General features: G+C 63.8%; 15 protein-coding genes and 1 pseudogene. 7 read left to right on the plus strand and 9 right to left on the minus strand.

Features of this window, described 5'->3' with window-relative positions; genetic code table 11:
- The first annotated feature begins 37 nt into the window (after positions 1-37).
- From ACZ89F_RS30015 to ACZ89F_RS30030, 4 genes are read left to right on the plus strand one after another with little or no spacing between them, the layout of a single operon-like run.
- A complete protein-coding gene (locus ACZ89F_RS30015) occupies positions 38-1,087 on the plus strand; it encodes a serine kinase (protein WP_476095769.1) in 1,050 nt (349 codons plus the stop codon).
- Positions 1,084-1,836, plus strand: coding sequence for a glycosyltransferase family 2 protein (locus ACZ89F_RS30020; protein ID WP_476095771.1), 753 nt, complete (start codon positions 1,084-1,086; stop codon positions 1,834-1,836). The genes ACZ89F_RS30015 and ACZ89F_RS30020 overlap by 4 nt, the downstream gene beginning before the upstream one ends.
- Positions 1,821-2,513: a glycosyltransferase family 2 protein gene (locus tag ACZ89F_RS30025; protein ID WP_476095773.1), complete on the plus strand. Its 693-nt coding sequence runs from the start codon at positions 1,821-1,823 to the stop codon at positions 2,511-2,513. Before ACZ89F_RS30020 ends, ACZ89F_RS30025 begins: the two co-directional genes overlap by 16 nt.
- Positions 2,510-3,985 (plus strand): nucleotidyltransferase family protein, encoded by a 1,476-nt coding sequence (locus tag ACZ89F_RS30030; protein ID WP_476095775.1) that lies wholly within the window; start codon positions 2,510-2,512, stop codon positions 3,983-3,985. Before ACZ89F_RS30025 ends, ACZ89F_RS30030 begins: the two co-directional genes overlap by 4 nt.
- 35 nt (positions 3,986-4,020) lie before the next feature.
- Here the strand turns inward: ACZ89F_RS30030 and ACZ89F_RS30035 are convergent.
- The 8 genes and pseudogenes from ACZ89F_RS30035 to ACZ89F_RS30070 form a co-directional block, all read right to left on the minus strand.
- Positions 4,021-4,413: pseudogene (locus ACZ89F_RS30035) on the minus strand (type II toxin-antitoxin system VapC family toxin); the annotation flags it as partial.
- On the minus strand, positions 4,410-4,643 hold the full coding sequence (locus tag ACZ89F_RS30040; protein WP_476095776.1) for an AbrB/MazE/SpoVT family DNA-binding domain-containing protein: 234 nt from the start codon (positions 4,641-4,643) through the stop codon (positions 4,410-4,412). The pseudogene ACZ89F_RS30035 and the gene ACZ89F_RS30040, both read right to left, overlap by 4 nt.
- Before the next feature lie 126 nt (positions 4,644-4,769).
- Positions 4,770-5,516 (minus strand): FAD-binding oxidoreductase, encoded by a 747-nt coding sequence (locus ACZ89F_RS30045; protein WP_476095778.1) that lies wholly within the window; start codon positions 5,514-5,516, stop codon positions 4,770-4,772.
- Positions 5,513-6,124 carry a molybdopterin-dependent oxidoreductase gene (locus tag ACZ89F_RS30050; protein WP_476095779.1) on the minus strand — a complete coding sequence of 204 codons (612 nt, stop codon included), beginning with the start codon at positions 6,122-6,124 and terminating at the stop codon, positions 5,513-5,515. The genes ACZ89F_RS30045 and ACZ89F_RS30050 overlap by 4 nt, the downstream gene beginning before the upstream one ends.
- A gap of 153 nt (positions 6,125-6,277) precedes the next feature.
- A complete protein-coding gene (locus tag ACZ89F_RS30055; protein WP_476095780.1) occupies positions 6,278-7,804 on the minus strand; it encodes a DegQ family serine endoprotease in 1,527 nt (508 codons plus the stop codon).
- Positions 7,805-8,054: 250 nt separating this feature from the next.
- Positions 8,055-8,774, minus strand: coding sequence for an MBL fold metallo-hydrolase (locus tag ACZ89F_RS30060; RefSeq protein ID WP_476097431.1), 720 nt, complete (start codon positions 8,772-8,774; stop codon positions 8,055-8,057).
- A 17-nt stretch (positions 8,775-8,791) separates the two neighbouring features.
- A complete protein-coding gene (locus ACZ89F_RS30065) occupies positions 8,792-9,958 on the minus strand; it encodes a diphosphate--fructose-6-phosphate 1-phosphotransferase (protein ID WP_476095782.1) in 1,167 nt (388 codons plus the stop codon).
- Positions 9,959-10,044: 86 nt separating this feature from the next.
- Positions 10,045-10,812 carry a L,D-transpeptidase gene (locus ACZ89F_RS30070; RefSeq protein ID WP_476095784.1) on the minus strand — a complete coding sequence of 256 codons (768 nt, stop codon included), beginning with the start codon at positions 10,810-10,812 and terminating at the stop codon, positions 10,045-10,047.
- A gap of 239 nt (positions 10,813-11,051) precedes the next feature.
- Here ACZ89F_RS30070 and ACZ89F_RS30075 point away from each other — a divergent pair, with 239 nt between their 5' ends.
- Both ACZ89F_RS30075 and ACZ89F_RS30080 read left to right on the plus strand, forming a co-directional pair.
- The gene (locus ACZ89F_RS30075) at positions 11,052-11,174 is read left to right on the plus strand and encodes a hypothetical protein (RefSeq protein WP_013528283.1); all 123 of its coding nucleotides are present in this window, start codon (positions 11,052-11,054) and stop codon (positions 11,172-11,174) included.
- Between the two features lie 96 nt (positions 11,175-11,270).
- On the plus strand, positions 11,271-11,894 hold the full coding sequence (locus ACZ89F_RS30080; RefSeq protein ID WP_476095786.1) for a LysE family translocator: 624 nt from the start codon (positions 11,271-11,273) through the stop codon (positions 11,892-11,894).
- Positions 11,895-11,945: 51 nt separating this feature from the next.
- Here ACZ89F_RS30080 and ACZ89F_RS30085 read toward each other — a convergent pair whose 3' ends face one another.
- Positions 11,946-14,735, minus strand: a complete 2,790-nt coding sequence (locus ACZ89F_RS30085) for an autotransporter family protein (RefSeq protein ID WP_476097432.1) — start codon at positions 14,733-14,735, stop codon at positions 11,946-11,948.
- 226 nt (positions 14,736-14,961) lie between these two features.
- On the opposite strand from ACZ89F_RS30085, the gene ACZ89F_RS30090 reads away from it, so the two are divergent.
- Positions 14,962-16,284 (plus strand): tetratricopeptide repeat protein, encoded by a 1,323-nt coding sequence (locus tag ACZ89F_RS30090; protein ID WP_476095788.1) that lies wholly within the window; start codon positions 14,962-14,964, stop codon positions 16,282-16,284.
- The last annotated feature ends 22 nt before the right edge of the window (positions 16,285-16,306 follow it).

A 16,306-nucleotide genomic window follows, 5' to 3' on the forward strand; every position in this document is an offset into this window, starting at 1 on the left:
CCGGTTGCATCGCGATAGAAGGGCGCTGGAGCTGGCCATGTCGCGCGTCACTCTCGAAACCTTGCCGGATTATGCCCGATATCTCATCGCCGCCGCTGGGCGCGCGTCCGCCGACAATCCGGTCGCGCGCAAGATCCGCCTGCCCGGGCTGGAGCTTACCGTGCATCTCGGCCCCGGCGTGCTGGCGGATGCGCTCGGCAGTGCTTTTGTCGAGAGCAGGGATGATCAAGCGGAACCGTCCCGTTGCCGCATTTTCATTGCTCATCCAGGCATCCCCGGCATCCCCGAGCCGGCCAAGTGGGGCGACGCGCATTTCACCGAGCACGGCTTTGCCAAGCGGCTCGCCGAGGCTGGATTGCGTGGCCACCATTTTCACGACCTCGACTTCTGGCAGTTCTACGATCCGCAACGTCGCGTTGGCGTGCAATTGATGGCCTCGGCCGACGCCTTTCCACCGTGGGAGCCGGGAGCGCCGCTGCGGGCTTTCCTGCATTGGGAGTATGCGGCGCGCGGCATGCGGCTTGCCCATGCCGGCACGCTCGGCGCCAATGGCAAGGGCGTGCTGCTGGCCGGCGCGGGCGGCGCCGGGAAATCCGGGACCGTCGCTGCCGGCCTCCTCAACGGCCTGGACAGCGTCGGCGACGACTATGTGCTGATCGACCTCGCCAACGGTGTGAGTGCCCGCCCGCTGTTTTCGACGCTCAAGCAGGATCCCCAGGGGTTTGCGCGGCTTGGGCTGGAGCGCCGCCTGCCGGCTCATGGTCCGCTCAACTGGCAAGGCAAGCATGCTTTTCACATTGGCGATATTGCGCCTCGGCCGATACCTGAAACTCTGGACATCGTTGCGCTGGTGGTGCCACATATCAGCGGTGGCGGGACAAGTTCGATCGTGCCGGTGTCGCGCAGGGATGCCATGATCGCCCTGGCGCCGTCCGGCATAGCGCAGATGCCGGGCGAGCGGGAAAGCGGCTTTCGCTTCTTCAGCGACCTGACCCGCCTGCTGCCATGCTACCGTCTGTCACTGGGTACGCAGCCACAGGAGATAGCCGGCATGATCGAAGATTTTCTCGCGCGGGGCGCTTCGTGAAACTGAGCGTGATAATGCCTGTCTACAATCGCGAGCGCTATGTCGCTTCGGCATTGCGCTCGCTGGTGCGGCAGCGCGACGCCGCCGATCTAGACATCATCGTCATCGATGACGGCTCGACCGACGGCTCAGTGGAGGCCGTGCGCTCGGTGATGCGCGAGACCCCCTGCATCCGACTGTTCCGGCAATCCAACATGGGCGTCACCAAGGCGCGCAATGCCGGGCTGAAACAGTTGCTGCCGCAGACTCGCCTGGTGTCGTTTCTCGATTCGGACGACATCTCCCCGATGGGGCGCTTCACGGCGGATCTCGCCTGCTTCGAAGAGGATCCCGGCCTCGACCTGACCTATTCGCGCATGACGCTGGTGGACAAGATAGATGGCGAGACGCTGGAACCGGCCGCCGACAGCCACTCCATCACCGTGCGAGGGATCCACCTGTCAGCCGGGATCTTTGCGCGAGACCTCATCGAGCGCACCGGCGGCTTCGACGAGGACTTCAAACAGGCCGAGGACACCGACTATCTGTTGCGTATCTTTGAGAGCCAAGCAAAATACGTCATGCCCGATACCGTGGCTCTCTATTACAGGCGTCATCCCGGCAACATGACCAAGGAAGCCGATGTGCCCTTTCGCGAGTTCATGCGCGCCATTCACAAGTCGATGAAGCGTCGCAAGGCCGACCCCAGCTTGCGCCGAGTGGAGGGAATCTTCGACTTCAAGGATCTCGCACAGTGGCGTTTCCTGTAATGGCAGGCTACGGCGTCATCATTCCGGCTTTCAACGCGGCCGCGACCATAGGCGCGACCCTGAACTCCGTTCTGGCTCAGACGGCAAAGGCGGAGGCCATCGTCGTGGTCGATGACGGTTCGACCGATGATACGGCTGCCGTGATCGACGCCATGAACCTGCCGGTGACGGTGCTGCGGCAAGAGAATGCGGGGCCTGGAAGCGCCACGACCAAGGGTTTTGCCGCGCTCTCGACACCGTTCGTCGCAACGCTCGATGCCGACGATTTGTGGCTGACCGACAAGATCGAAAAGCAGCTGGCCTATCTCGACCGCCATCCCCGGACAGCGGGCGTCTTTACGCACTGGCGGACGTTTCGCGGTGACAGGCCCGATTTGCCCGAGGCGGCCAGTGTGGCGGGCTGGTCGCGCACGACGATGATGATCCGGCAGGAGGTGGTGCCGGCCGTCGGTCCCATCATCGACCCACCAGGTGGACGCGGCGAGATGATCGACTGGATCGCCCGGGTTCGTGAGGCAGGCTTTGTCCTTGCCATGCTCGACGACGTGCTTGCATTGCGCCGCATCAGGCCGGGCAGCCTTTCCTATGGCCGCGATCCGGAACGCGACCGGGGCTATCTCCAGGTGGCAAGGCTCGCCATGCAGCGGCGAGCCCAGAACAAGGCGGGCTCCAGTTGAAAGCCAGGCCCGTTCGCCGCATCGGGCGTCGCTTCCCGGACTATGGTTGGTCCTGGCCGACCGGCCAGCTCGACCAGTTGCTCAAGGCGGCGCTGCTCTCCGATGAAGACGCAGCCGCCGGCTGCGCCGCGCGCTGGCTGGACGAGAACGACATCGACCTTGTCTCATTTAGAGAACACCGGTTGCTCGCTGCCATCTCCGACAGGTTCGGCAGGAAGCTTGCCGGCCATTCCGCCTATCCGCGCCTTGTTGGCCTGCAGAAGATGCTGTGGACCAAGTCGCGCATGGCGATGCGCGAGGCCGAGCCGGCGCTGAAGGCAATGGCCGACGGCGGCGCCGACATCATGCTGATAAAAGGCGCCAGCCGCATTGCCTTGAATGCGTCGGCGCAGCGTGGCCGGGTGTCGCACGACATCGACATACTGGTGCGCCCGCGCGACATGGCTGCCGTCTTCGACATCCTGCGCGATCGCGACTGGCAGATCGCCTCGGGCGTCAGCGCGCAGTATCTGCGAACCCGGTTGGCGTCGCTGCGGTCGATGAACTTCTTCAAGGGCCGTTTCGGCGACATCGACCTGCACCAGCTCGGCTATGACGGGTCGCAGACGAGCGCGGAAGACGATCTGGCGATCTGGCAACGGGCGATCCCCGCCGAATTCAGCGGCGTCGCGGTCTTCGTGCCGTCGCCGGCCGATCGGATGACCCTGGCCATCGCCCATGGCGGCCTCGACGCCCACACCCATAGCGACTGGCTTGTCGATTGCGCCGTCGCCATCCATGGCGGAGACGTCGACTGGGACGTGTTCCTCGACATCGTCGGCAGACGCGGCCTGGCTGTTCCTGCTGCGGTGGCATTGTCCTATCTGGTGTTTGAGATCGGCGCTGCCGTGCCGGAGCCGACATTGGCCAGAATCTTCGAGATGGCCGACCGTACCGGCCTGTCGCGCTGGTCGTCGGTTCTGCAGGCCAAGCCGCGCACGGATTTCGGCGCCCTTGTCTGGCTGTCGCGCGGGCTTGCCAAGCAATTGCGTCTGAAACGGAAGAAGGGCCGGCTGCAGCAGGAGCCGCCCGACAAACCTTGGCGTGGCAGACCGGCTGCTCGCAAGCCGCAAGCCGCACCGGCGCCATTGGCGTTTTCGCAAGCCATCGCCTGTCCGCAAACGACCGGCGACATGATGCTTGATATCACCGTCAGGATCAGTGTTCCGCCAGTCCGACGCCGCATCGAAATGGAAATCAATGCCGGTGACGAGCATATCGCTCGGCTGCGCGCCATGGCCATCAGCCGATCCGGTAGGGAACGCGTGCTGCATTTTCGCGGCAAGGTGACGCTCGACGGCGCGCGGGATGCGTTGACGCTCGAAGCGCGGCCATCGCGCCAGTTTCGCGAATGGAACGACGAGGCCACAGTGGCTGCCTATGGCGCCTTGCCTTTCCAGCTGCTGTCGGCGGATTTCTCGCCGGCTGGCTGAAGAGCGAAGACACTCCGGCAGTCATCGGGGTCCGAAGTGATCAGCCTCAAGGATGGGAAATAAGTCCGGTAGCGGCCGACATCACGGGTCAGAAGCGGAAGCCGAGCAACGGCGGCATGGGCGCCAATGAAGAAGTCGGGCAAGACGCCGGTCCTCGATCCTCCTGATCGGCGGTATTGCGTAAATACCTTGCCAGCAAGGAAAAGCGCAGCTCTTGGCATCGGAGCCATTTCGAGACCGGCCGCATCCAGAAATACCTCAAGATCCTCGATGCTGGTGTAGCGAACGGCAAGTTCTGCGTAGACCGCGTCATTGATCAACAATGGCCCATCGAGGCTCGCTGCCTCAAGCTGCGCAACCGACCAATCCGCCCAATTAGGATCGTTCGTGACAAGGTCGAGCAGAACGTTGGTGTCGACGAACGTCACACTTCGCCACGCGTCAGCGCCATGATCGCGTCGGTCGTGAGCCCCTCGCCGGCATGGCCGCGCAACCTGGCGAAGCGGCTCGCAGGCGGCTTTTTGTCAACACGAGCCAGCACCACGCTGCCATCGGCGGCGCGTCGGAAATCAACCTTGCTGCCCGGGACGATCCCCAGGAGATCGCGGACCGGTTTGGGAATGGTCACTTGTCCCTTTGCTGTAACGGTGGTGGCCATCTTCATTCCCTGGTAATACCATATTTCAGCAAGGTATTACCTCACTGGTCGATTTTCAAGGCTTGAAGCATCGAGCCCTCGACCGAACCGTCAGAGACAAGACCGACGTGCATTGGGAATGTCCGCTCAGACTCCGTATCGTTCGGTGCGAATGTTTTCCGCTGCAACGTCAGCATCGATCAGCGCCTGGGCAGCGGCGGAAACAAAGGCATTAGAGCCGCAGACAAAGGCAAGACCGGGCGGCACGGGCAGCCGCGCCATTGCTTGCGCCATCATCGCAACATCCACCCGCCGCGCATAGTCGGCCGGGCGACGTGCGGCCTCGCGCGTCAGCGTCAGCACCAGATCGAAGCCGTCCTTGCGGTCGTCGAGAGCGATCAGTTCGTCACGAAAGATCACCTCGTCCCAGACCCGGGCTGAAAAGACCAGGACGACAGGCACGCTTGAATTCTGCGCGGCGCGGTGGCGGACCATCGACATCAAGGGAACGACGCCCGAACCGCCGCCGACCAGCACAAGCGGGCCATTCTCATCTTCTGGCCAGACGAAATGCCCGCCGAGCGGTCCGCGCAATTCGATTTCGTCGCCAATTGCCGCGACCTCGTGGAAAAATGGCGAGACCTCGCCGTCGTCGAGTTTTTCAATCGCCAGTTCGATCACGCCGTTCGTTTCGGGTGCGGAGGCGATGGAATAGGAGCGGCGCGCCTGATAGCCGTCCGGCGCCGTCAGCCTGACGTCGACATGCTGCCCGGCGCGATAGGCAAAGGGCCGAGACGGCTGGAAAAAGAAGCTGGTGACACGCGGCGTGCGCTTTTCGATGCGGACGATCCTGGCTATCTGCCAAGGCGACTGTACTGCTGCCGCATCGCTCATGGATCGTCCGTGTAGCGCTGTTCGCGCCATGGATCGCCATAGATGTGATAGCCGCGCAATTCCCAGAAACCAGGTTCGTCGCGCGTCGTGAATTGCAGTCCGTTCAGCCATTTGGCCGACTTCCAGAAATAGAGATGCGGCACCAGCAGCCTTGCCGGGCCGCCATGGTCCGGTGTGATCGGCTTGCCTTCGTAAAACAGCGCCACCATGGCCTTGCCGGCGGTGAGATCCTTGACCGGCACATTGGTCGTGTAACCGTCGAACGCGTGCGCCAGCGTGAAGCCGGTCGGCGGCTCCAAACCCGCGTCGGCAAGGATATCGTCGACCAGCACGCCCTGCCACGGCGTGTCGAACTTGGTCCATGCGGTCACGCAATGGATGTCGCGCGTCATCTTGGTCAGCGGCAGCGCGTTGAACTCGGCCCAGTTCCATTTCTTGATCGGCCGTGGCCCATGTTTCAGCGTGAAAGACCAATCCTGCGTGCCCACGCGCGGCGTGGGGCCGGCCGACAGGACTGGAAAACCCTGTTCGAGATATTGGCCGGGCGGTATGCGCGCATCGTCATCGGTTGGCGGGCGCCGTCCTGAAGAGAAACCCCGGGTGACCATCGCGGCAATCCCCATTGCATCAGGCCACTATCGGCCTGATGCAATGTTCTCGAAGATGTCGTGGCGGGCAACCGAAATCTTGATCGGCAGAGGCCGGCAGGGATCGTCACCGACGAGCCCCTGCCGATCCTGCGTTTATGTCAATGTTGCGTTTCAGCCATTGGCGAAAGGCACCGCGACATAGATCTGGCCGCCGTCGCGCTCGACCAGCAGAAGGACAGATTTGCGGCCGGACTTGCCGGCCTGGGCGATCGCCTGCGTCACTTGCCTGGCGCTCTTCACCGGCACCTGATTGACAGCGACGATGATGTCGCCGGCCTGGATTCCGGAAGCCGCTGCCGCCTTGTCGGGATTGACGCTGGCAACCACCGCGCCGTGTTGATTGTCGGCGAGTTTCATCTGCTCGCGGATGTCGGGGGTGATGTCCATCAGGCCAAGCCCGATCGCCGGAACGCGCGAGCCATGCTCGGCGCCTGGCGCGCCGGACCCGTCGTCCGCCGACGCGGTCTTCACATCGTCGGTGTTGCGGCCGACAGCGACGGAAATCTGCATCGCCTTGCCCTTGCGCCAGACCTCCAGCGTCTCCCTGGCGCCGGGCGCGACATCGGCGACCGCCCGCGACAGGTCCTTGGGATCCTTCACGTCCTGCCCGGCAAAGCTGGTGATGACGTCGCCCGTCTGGACACCGGCGCTTGCCGCCGGCGAGCTGTCATTGACTTGCGAAACCAGCGCGCCGCCGGGATGATCGAGCCCAATGGCGCTCGCCACGTCCGGCGTCACCGGCTGTATCTCGACGCCGAGATAGCCGTACTGGATGGAACCGTCCTTCATCAGCTTGGCGACCACTTTCTGGGCCTGATCCGACGGAATGGCGAAGCCCACGCCAACGCTGCCGCCATTGGGCGAATAGATCGCCGCGTTGATGCCGACGACATTGCCGTTTACATCGACCAGCGGACCGCCGGAATTGCCGTGATTGATCGGGGCGTCGATCTGGATGAAGTCGTCAAACGGTCCGCTGTGCAGGTCGCGGCCGCGTGCAGAAACGATGCCTGCGGTGACCGTGGTGCCGATGCCGAACGGATTGCCGATCGCCAGCACCTGGTCGCCGGTCATCAACTTGTCGGAGTCACCCCATTTGACCGTCGGCAGGGACTTGCCGGCCTTGATCTTGAGCACGGCGAGATCGTTCTTGGCGTCGCTGCCGACGAGCGTTGCGGGAAATTCTGTGCCGTCGTCGAGCGTCACCTTGATCGAAGAGGCGCCATCGATGACGTGATTGTTGGTGACGATGGTGCCATCGGAGGCGACGATGAAGCCGGAGCCGAGTGCCTCGGCCCGCTGTGCCGGCTCCTGCGGCGGCGTGCGCGGAGCGGGCATGCCCTGGTCGCCGAAGAACTGGCGGAAATAGTCGTCGAATGGCGAGTTGCCGAGAGGCACACCGTCGTCAGTGCTTTCCGGCTGTGCCTTCATGACGGTGGTAACCGTCACCACCGCCGGCTTGTCGGCGGCAACGATGGGGGCGAACGAGCCGTTGGGCGCGGTGATGCCGGCGACAGGTGTCTGGGTTGTCGGAACGGTGTTGCCCGCGCTTTGGGCGAAAGACATGACGAAGGGGGATATGATCAGCGCAGCGCCCAGCAAGGCCGCGACGCGATGTCTGCGAAGGATATCTGACATGGTCGTTTGTCCGGGCGAGAGTTGATCCGTCGCCGTGGCCGCTCCCGTGCGAGGAAACTGGCCATCAGGCGTGTCGAGGGTCGCGATTGCCCGTCTCGCCTGGCATGGCAGCCGACCGGATCGACAGCCTGCATCTAGGGCGCGGATTGGCCCGATTTAGGGTTTTCGGCCGACCTTACGAAGATTTAATATCCGGACGACGGCAGGTCACAATGTCGTCAGGCGTGGCTTTTCTACCCCGCCGGGGGCGTCACATCCCGGCAGTTCGCCCGAGATAGGTCGTGGCAATCGCGCGCATGCGCTTGCGGTCGAAGCTCGGTCCGTGTCCGCCATGACCGATGCGGATTGGCAGGTCGAGCAGGCGCTGCATCGTGCTGATATAGGCGGCTCGGTCCGAATCCGGCAGGTCGTCGATCAGCGTGTCGTCGTAGATGGCGTCGCCGCTGAAGAATAGGCCGTCAACCTCATCGAACAGCGCGATCGAATCCGGGGAATGGCCGGGCAGATGCAGCACACGGAACTGCCGGTCGCCGAGATCGACCACATCGCCCTCATCGAGGGTCCGCGTCAATGGAGCGGACGGGATCTTGTAGTCGGCTGCCTTCCAGCCCGGCGCAGGCAGTTTCGAAACGGCGCCGTCGAGATCGTGGAACATGTAAGCGTAGGTCGCCGCCTCATCCATGCTCTCGAATTGTTCTGCGCTATGCCTTGGTCCGGCCCGCCACGGGAATTCGTGCAGCGAACCGACATGGTCGAGATGGATATGGGTGGCGACGACCAGCAGCGGCTTGCCGTCGAACGTCTCGATCTCGGGCGCCAGCGGACAGATGCCCATGCCGGTGTCGACCAGCAAATCGGCATCCCGGCCGCGCAGATGCCAGATGTTGGCGCGCAGGTACTCATGCACGAACGGTTCGGTCAGCATCGTCGTCTTATCGTCGATGATGCTCCTGCTGAACCAGTCCGGCATCAGGTGTGACCCTGGCATCAAACGAACGGCTTCCCGACCTTGTATTTTTCCGGCACCAGCCGCTTGAGGTAGGCCATGCCGGCCTCGGACAGCTGATTGACATCGGGCTTCATGAAGTCGTCCGGCATGTGGCGGGTCTTGCCGGCGACGTTCTTCAACGGCACCTTCTTCAGCACCGTTTTGGTGCCGTCATATTGCAGCGCCACCGAGCCGCCGCCCTGTTCGGCGACAGTGACGGCGAAAGCGCCGGCATCGAAAGCCTCCTGGGCATCGACCGCGCTGATGGCGCCGATATAGCCGCGCGGCATGTAGCCCAACGCATCGACACGAGCCCGCTTGCCCGGCAGGCCTTCAGCCAGTGCGCGTTCAAGTGCGGCCGGCAGATCGCTGCCCGACAATTTGACGTTGCCATGCGCGTCGCGCTCGAGCTTGTCCGGCGGCACCAGGCTTTCGACCAGCGCCTTGCCGTCGGCGGTGCTGACGCCTTCCGATACGGCGACGATACAGCGCTTGTGGCGATCGAGCGTGGCGCGCACGTCGTCGATGAAGCCGGCGGCCGAGAATGGGCGCTCGGGCACATAGACGAGGTGCGGTCCGCTGTCGGGGTCGAGCTGCCATGCCGCCGCGGCTGCGGTCAGGAAGCCGGCATGCCGGCCCATGACGATGCCGACATAGATGCCGGGCAGGGCGCGAAAATCGAGGTCGACGGAGAGGAAGGCCCCGGCGACGAACTCGGCCGCCGAGATGAAGCCCGGCGTGTGGTCGTTTTCCTCGAGATCATTGTCGATGGTCTTCGGCGCATGGACGAAGGCGATCGTGCCGCCGGCGGCGTCGGTCAGGATCTGCTGCGTTCCGGAAGTGTCGTTGCCGCCGATGTAGATGAAAGCGTCGGCGCCGGCCTTCTTCAGGCCGTTGAGGATGACGTCGCAATAGGCGGCATCCGGCTTGTCGCGGGTCGAGCCAAGGGCCGCGCTTGGCGTGCCGGCTATCAGCCGCAGACGGTCCTCTGATATGGCGGAGAGGTCGACATAATTGCCGTCACGAATGCCGCGCACGCCGTGGATGGAGCCGAGGACCTTGGCGCCGGGATGCCGCTTGCGGATCTCCAGCGTCGCCCCGACCACCGTCTGGTTGATGACGGCGGTTGGGCCGCCGCCCTGCGCGATAACAAAAGTTCCGGCCATTCCTGACGTCTCCCGAGCGATGAATTCGCAGGCACATTCGCCTGTCTTGCGGCATCGCGCAACGGGAGAGTCGGCGGACTAAACGATCAGACGACCACCACCGGGTTTTTCTTTGAGACGCGGCTGTAGAGGTCGATGATGTCCTGGTTGATGAGGCGCACGCAGCCCGACGACATCGCCTGGCCGATGCTCCACCATTCGGGCGAGCCGTGGATGCGATAGCCGGTGTCCTTGCCGTCCTGGTAGATGTAGAGCGCGCGCGCGCCGAGCGGGTTGGTCAGGCCACCGGGCTGGCCGGCCTGCCATTTCACCAGTTCCGGCTTGCGCGCGATCATTTCGGGCGGCGGCGTCCAGGTCGGCCATTCCCTGCCGTACTGGATGTTGGCGCGGCCGGACCAGCGGAAGCCGTCCTTGCCGATGCCGACGCCGTAGCGGATGGCATCGCCGCCCGGCTGGATGAGATAGAGCATGCGCTCCTGCAAATGGACGACAATGGTGCCGGGTGCCTCACCTGTCGTGTCGACGACGATCTGACGGCGGAATTCCGGCTTGACCTTGAGATAGGGCACTTCCGGCACGTTGAAGCCACCATCCGTCATCGCGGCATACATCACGCCGGGGCTGGTGATGTTCTTGTCGACACTGATGCTCGGCCGGATCGGCCGCACGGAACCGGTGACCGTATCGTCGAGTTCGAGCGCCGGCAGGCCGCCGCCCGAGGTCGAGCAACCGGCGGCGCTCAGCAGCGCCAGCGCCCCTGCCCCCGACAGGATGGCACGGCGGGAAAGATGATGATCGGTTTCGAATGCGTCGCCGTTTCGCGGCGGCGTCAGACCTTGCGGCAACTCACGCATATACCCAAACCCTACGCTGTCGGCGGGAAGCACGGTCCGGCCGGATAGCAGGCATTTTCATCATTCATGGTTGATAAAGCGTGAAGACCTTGCACAGCTTGCGTTTGCGCATTGCCCGGCGGGCGCTCGAGCTTCCTGCCTGACCATTGACTGGGAGCTGCTGCACAAAAAGACCTCGGTCGGGTCATAATCCCGGCACTGGTGTTTCCTACCCCTCAAGCGATCAGCGAGGGGCCTCCATGTGCAAGACCTTAAAAACCGACATCAAGCTTTTTGCCGCTGCCATTGTCGCAGCCGCAACCGTTCTCGGTGCCAATGTCAGCCTGGCCGATATCGTGAGCACGCTGAGCGGCGCGAACTGACGCCGACCTGCCGCTGGCGCAGTTAGGGAAATCGCCTCTTTACATTGTGCCGGCCTTAAGGATTTATCCTCTTCTTTGAGCTCAAGGGAGACGAGCATGTCCTTCGAAAACTGGGCCGCCTTCGCCGCTGCGTCGACGATCCTTCTCATCATTCCGGGCCCGACCATCCTGCTGGTCGTGTCGTACGCGCTGGGCCAGGGCTGGCGCACCGCCCTGCCGATGGCCGTCGGCGTGGCGCTGGGCGACTTCACCGCGATGACCTTGTCGATGCTGGGCATCGGCGCGCTGCTGGCCGCTTCGGCGACCGTCTTCACCATCCTGAAGCTGATCGGCGCCGGCTATCTGATCTATCTCGGCGTGAAACTGTTTCGCGCCGGCGGCGCGCTGAAAGCCGAACCGCGCACCGATGCAGTGTCGGCGCTCAAGATGATGGCGCATGCCTGGCTGGTCACCGCGCTCAACCCGAAAAGCATCACGTTCTTCGTCGCCTTCCTGCCGCAGTTCCTCGACCGGCACGCCGATTTCTGGACGCAGATGCTGATCTTCGAGACGACCTTCCTGGCGCTCGCCTTCGCCAATGCCTTCGGCTACGCGCTGATAGCCGCACGCGCACGCAACGTCGTGCGCAATCCCAAGGCAATCCGCATCTTCAACCGCACCGGCGGCACGCTGCTGGTCGGCGCCGGCATCGCCACGGTGGCGATGCGTTCGGGCAATTAGGCTCTCTGTATGGCCATGATCCCGAAACCGGTTCCGGGATCATGGTCAGCCTCACCATTTGACGCTGAACCCCAGATTGCCTTCCAGGATACGGCGTTTGTCGCCGCCGAGATTGGTGGTGTAGTCGCCGGTGGCGAAGATGCTGACCTTGTCGGTCACCTTGGCAATCACGCCGCCGCCGAATTCGAACGAGGTCGATTTGCCCTCGGTCGAGATGTCGGTGGTGTCGAAATTGACATGGCTGGTGCCGCCGAAATCGTGCCAGATGTTGGCCTTGAGGTAGGGCTGCAGCGCCACGCCGTTGATCGTTGTCTCGCCTTGCAGCCGTGCGCCCAGCCGGCCGGTGACGCTGCCGTCGGAACCGAAGGAAACCGAAGCAAAGCGGTCCGAGGTATCGTCGAGCGACAGATGCTGCCAGACCAGTTGCGCCTGCGGCTCGAGCGTCCAGCCTTGTCCTAGCGCTATGGGGTAACCGCCCTCCAACGAAGCTGTGACGCCGGTGCCGCCGACATCGATGCCGATGTCACGCGACGAAGTCGCGTTTCCACCGAAGAAGGTGGCCATCAAGACGCCGTCCATATACCAGCCGCTTTGGCCGATGCGGGTCCAGTAGCCGCCGACACTGGTGCCATCGAGATCGATACCGCCGGCGGATAGATTGTCCTGCCCCAGCGCCTGGCCGCGCACATCACCATTCATGCTGGCATAGGCGATGAACAGGCCGGCGCGATCGACCGAACCGGAGCTGGTTTCTCGGCCGAACACGTCGAAGCCGCCCTGGAAGCCGAACAGTGTGCCGTCGAAGGACGGCGACACCGTTCCCGAATACGCCATCTTGCTGTCCTGGCCGAAAATGCGGCCCCAGACCGGCGACAGCTCGGTGTTCGACAACAGGCTCTGCTCGCCGCGCCGTTCGTGGAATGTACCGAGCGTCGTCATCGCCAGATGTTCGGCGACCGGCGGCAAGGCCGAATAGACCGGAACCTCGATGCGGTAGAGCAGGATTTCCTCTCCCGCGGCCGGTGTTGGCAGGTCGGGCGCGCCCGTCGGCACCACCGGTGGCGGGGGTGGCGGATCCGCCACCGGTGCCGGTGGCGGCGGCGGTGGTGGCTCGGGTTCCGGATCGCTTGCCTGCACCGGTGGTGTCGGGTCGACAGGCGGGTTGTTGATGTCGCCCTCGGTCGGCGGCGGCGTCGGCGGCAGCTCGGAAGGCGGGGGCGGGGGTGGTTCGGCCGCCGGTGGCTCCGGTTCCGGCGGCGGGGTGGGTTCGAGCGCTGGCGGGGCTGGGGCCGGCGAGGCCGGCGTGTTCAGCGTCGAGCGCAGGTACCAGTTCTCTTCGCTGCCGGCGCTGACGCCGCCCTTGAACAGATAATATTCGAAGGCACCGGCGGCGACCGGTGCATCGAGCGCAAAGGTGGAGGCGCCGGAGGTGGCGCCGTTGACCGCCTGGACGACCATGATGCCGTCCTGCGTGGTCGCCGCACCGGCGCCGCCGAGATTGACCACGGTGATGCCGGTCGAACCGGAAGCTGTTCCGCCCGACAGGACCAGCCGGTCGGATGCTGAACTGTCGTCACCAAGCTCGATCTGGATAAGCAGCAGGCCACCCAGGCCGGTATAATTTCCTGATATCGTCAGCCTATCTGTCGCACCGGTGCTGCCATTGGTCAGGTCGATGCGTCCGGCATTGGTGACCTGCGCCAACTGGCCGGCCGTGAAGGCCTGGATCGCCGCATTGAAGCCGCCGCCATAGAGCGTGCTGGCGGCGTCGACGCTGAGCGAACCGGTGCCGGTGCCGCTGTCGCCGAGCACCAAATTGCTATCCAGCGTCAGCTGGGTGTCGTTGGTGGCGCCGATGCTTTCCCAGTTCTGGAGCCGGCTGATCCCATCGAGCTTGACGTTGTCGAGGGTCAGCGCGTCGGTGCCAAGGCCACCTGATATGGCATCCGTGGCGCCGAGATTGGCGTTGGTGAGGTTGCTGAGCTTGGCGGTGTCGTTGTCGCCGCCGAGATCGACGGCGCCATAGATGATGCCGCCGCCGTTCCAGACGAAGTTGTCGGCGCCAAAGCTCATCAGGATATCGCCGCCGACCGTGCCGCCGGTGACCGTCACGCTGTCATTGCCGCCGCTGACGCTGATGTTGCCGCCGATGGTGCCGCTCGACAGGATGATCGTGTCCTCGTCGAAGCCGGTGACGAGGTTGCGGTCTATGGTGCCGCCGGACATGTTGAAATAGTTCTTGTCGAGCTTCATGTTGACGCGGCCGATGCGGCCGCCGGTCATCACGGCGCGGTCGCCATCGTCGAAGAAATCGACGATGCGTCCGCCGGTCATGGTGAAAGTGTCGAGGCCATCGCCCTGGTTGAGCGAACCGATCTGGCCGCCGCTCATATTGAAATCGTCGATGCCGGCGCCCTGCTGGACATTGCCGGCGACAGTGCCCGCGCCAATGGTGAAGAAATCCGTGCCGCCGCCCTGGTCGACGGTGCCTGTGATGGTGCCGGACTGCATGTCGATGCGGTCCGTGCCGACGCCAAAGGTGACGTTGCCTGATATCTGCCCGGTGCCACCGGCGGGAAAATTCAGCGTGTTGTCGCCGTCGGCATCGGTGAGGCTACCGCCCGATGAGCCGCTATCGCAGGTGTAAACGGTGTTCCCGGCGGACGGACCCAGCACGCATGCGGCAAAGGCAGCGGAATTGGGCAGCAACGCAAAGGCTGTAGTTGAGATGGCGCTAATAAGCCATGGATGTAGCTGACGGGACCTTCGCCGCGGCAAAGCAACTGCGGCTTCCGTATCCTCCGAACGACTGTTCTGAGGCCTGTTCTTCAGATGCCGCATCGCGTCCCTCTCGATTCGCGATTTCAAGCCCCCCGCCCGGCGCCGCAATGAAGACACAATTCATTCTCTTTTACAAAGCCTAATCTGCCCTGCATGGTTGCTAAACTGCAAAGACTACTGAAATGGTCTGGCGCAGCGCGTGGTTGGCGTGTCCGTGGCCCATGCGTTAGGATCGCCTTGGGCCGAAGGATCGAGGGCCTGTCACGGGTCGATGAAAGGACATCGCATGGCAATCAGGGACGCATTCGGGCTGACGCTTTCTGGTGCAACGGAGGCGGGATTCACACCCTACAGCCAGGCGGTGCGTGAACTGCAGTGCTTCATCGGCGATCCAGTGGCGTCCATCGACCGCGCCATCGCGGAAGATCCAGGCTTCGTCATGGCGCATGTCTTCAAGGGTTATCTCTTCGGCCTCGCCACCGAGCGGGAGGCGACGGCGGTGGCCAAGGCTTGCCATGAAGCGGCACTGCCGCTTGCCGCGACGACGCGCGAGCAGGCACATGTCGCAGCCCTTGGTCATCTGGCCAACGGGCGTTGGCATGATGCCGGAGCCATCCTCGAGGATATCGCCATCGACTTCCCGCTCGACGCGGTGGCGCTGCAGACCGGTCATCAGATCGATTTCTTCACCGGCAATGCGCGCATGCTGCGCGACCGCATCAGCCGCGCGTTGCCGTCCTGGCAAAACGGCATGCCGGGCTACCACGCCATGCTCGGCATGCAGGCGTTCGGGCTGGAGGAGATGGGTGACTATATCAGGGCCGAGAAGCTTGGCCGAACGGCAGTCGACATGGAGCCGCGCGACGGCTGGGCACAGCATGCCGTCGCCCATGTCATGGAGATGCAGAGCCGGCAAAGGGATGGCATTGCCTGGATGCGCGCCAATCCGGAAGCGTGGGCTCGGGAGAGTTTCCTGCAGGTGCATAATTGGTGGCACCTGGCGCTGTTTCACTACGATCTCGCCGAGACCGACCAGGTGCTGGCCCTCTATGACGGACCGATCTATGGCACACCATCGGCGATGGCGGTGAACATGGTCGACGCGTCGGCACTCCTGTGGCGGCTGCATCTCGGCGGCATCGATGTCGGCGACCGCTGGACCGCGCTCGCCGCCAATTGGCCTAAGGCCGGCCTCGGCCTCTATGCCTTCAACGATGCCCACGCGATGATGGCCTTTGTCGGTGCAGGGCTCGATGGCCCGGCCCAGATCTTGCTCGAGGCGCAGCGCGAAGCCATGCGCGGTAACGACGACAATGCGGCTTTCACCAGGGACGTCGGCCATCCGCTGACGCTTGCCATCAAGGCGTTCGGTGAAGGCAACTACGCCGAGACCGTGCGCCTGATCCGGCCGATACGGGCGATCGCTCACCGTTTCGGCGGCAGCCACGCCCAACGCGACGTCATTGACCTGACGCTGATCGAGGCGGCCCTGCGCTCCGGTGAAGCTGCGCTGGCCAGGGCGCTCACGGCAGAACGTTCGATGGCGCGACCCGACAGTCCGCTCTCGGCGCTGTTTCTGCGACGCGCCGCCGATTTGTCCGAGAATTGACCCGAAGCGGATCTTGTTTTAA

Source organism: Mesorhizobium sp. USDA 3734 (genome assembly GCF_056279665.1).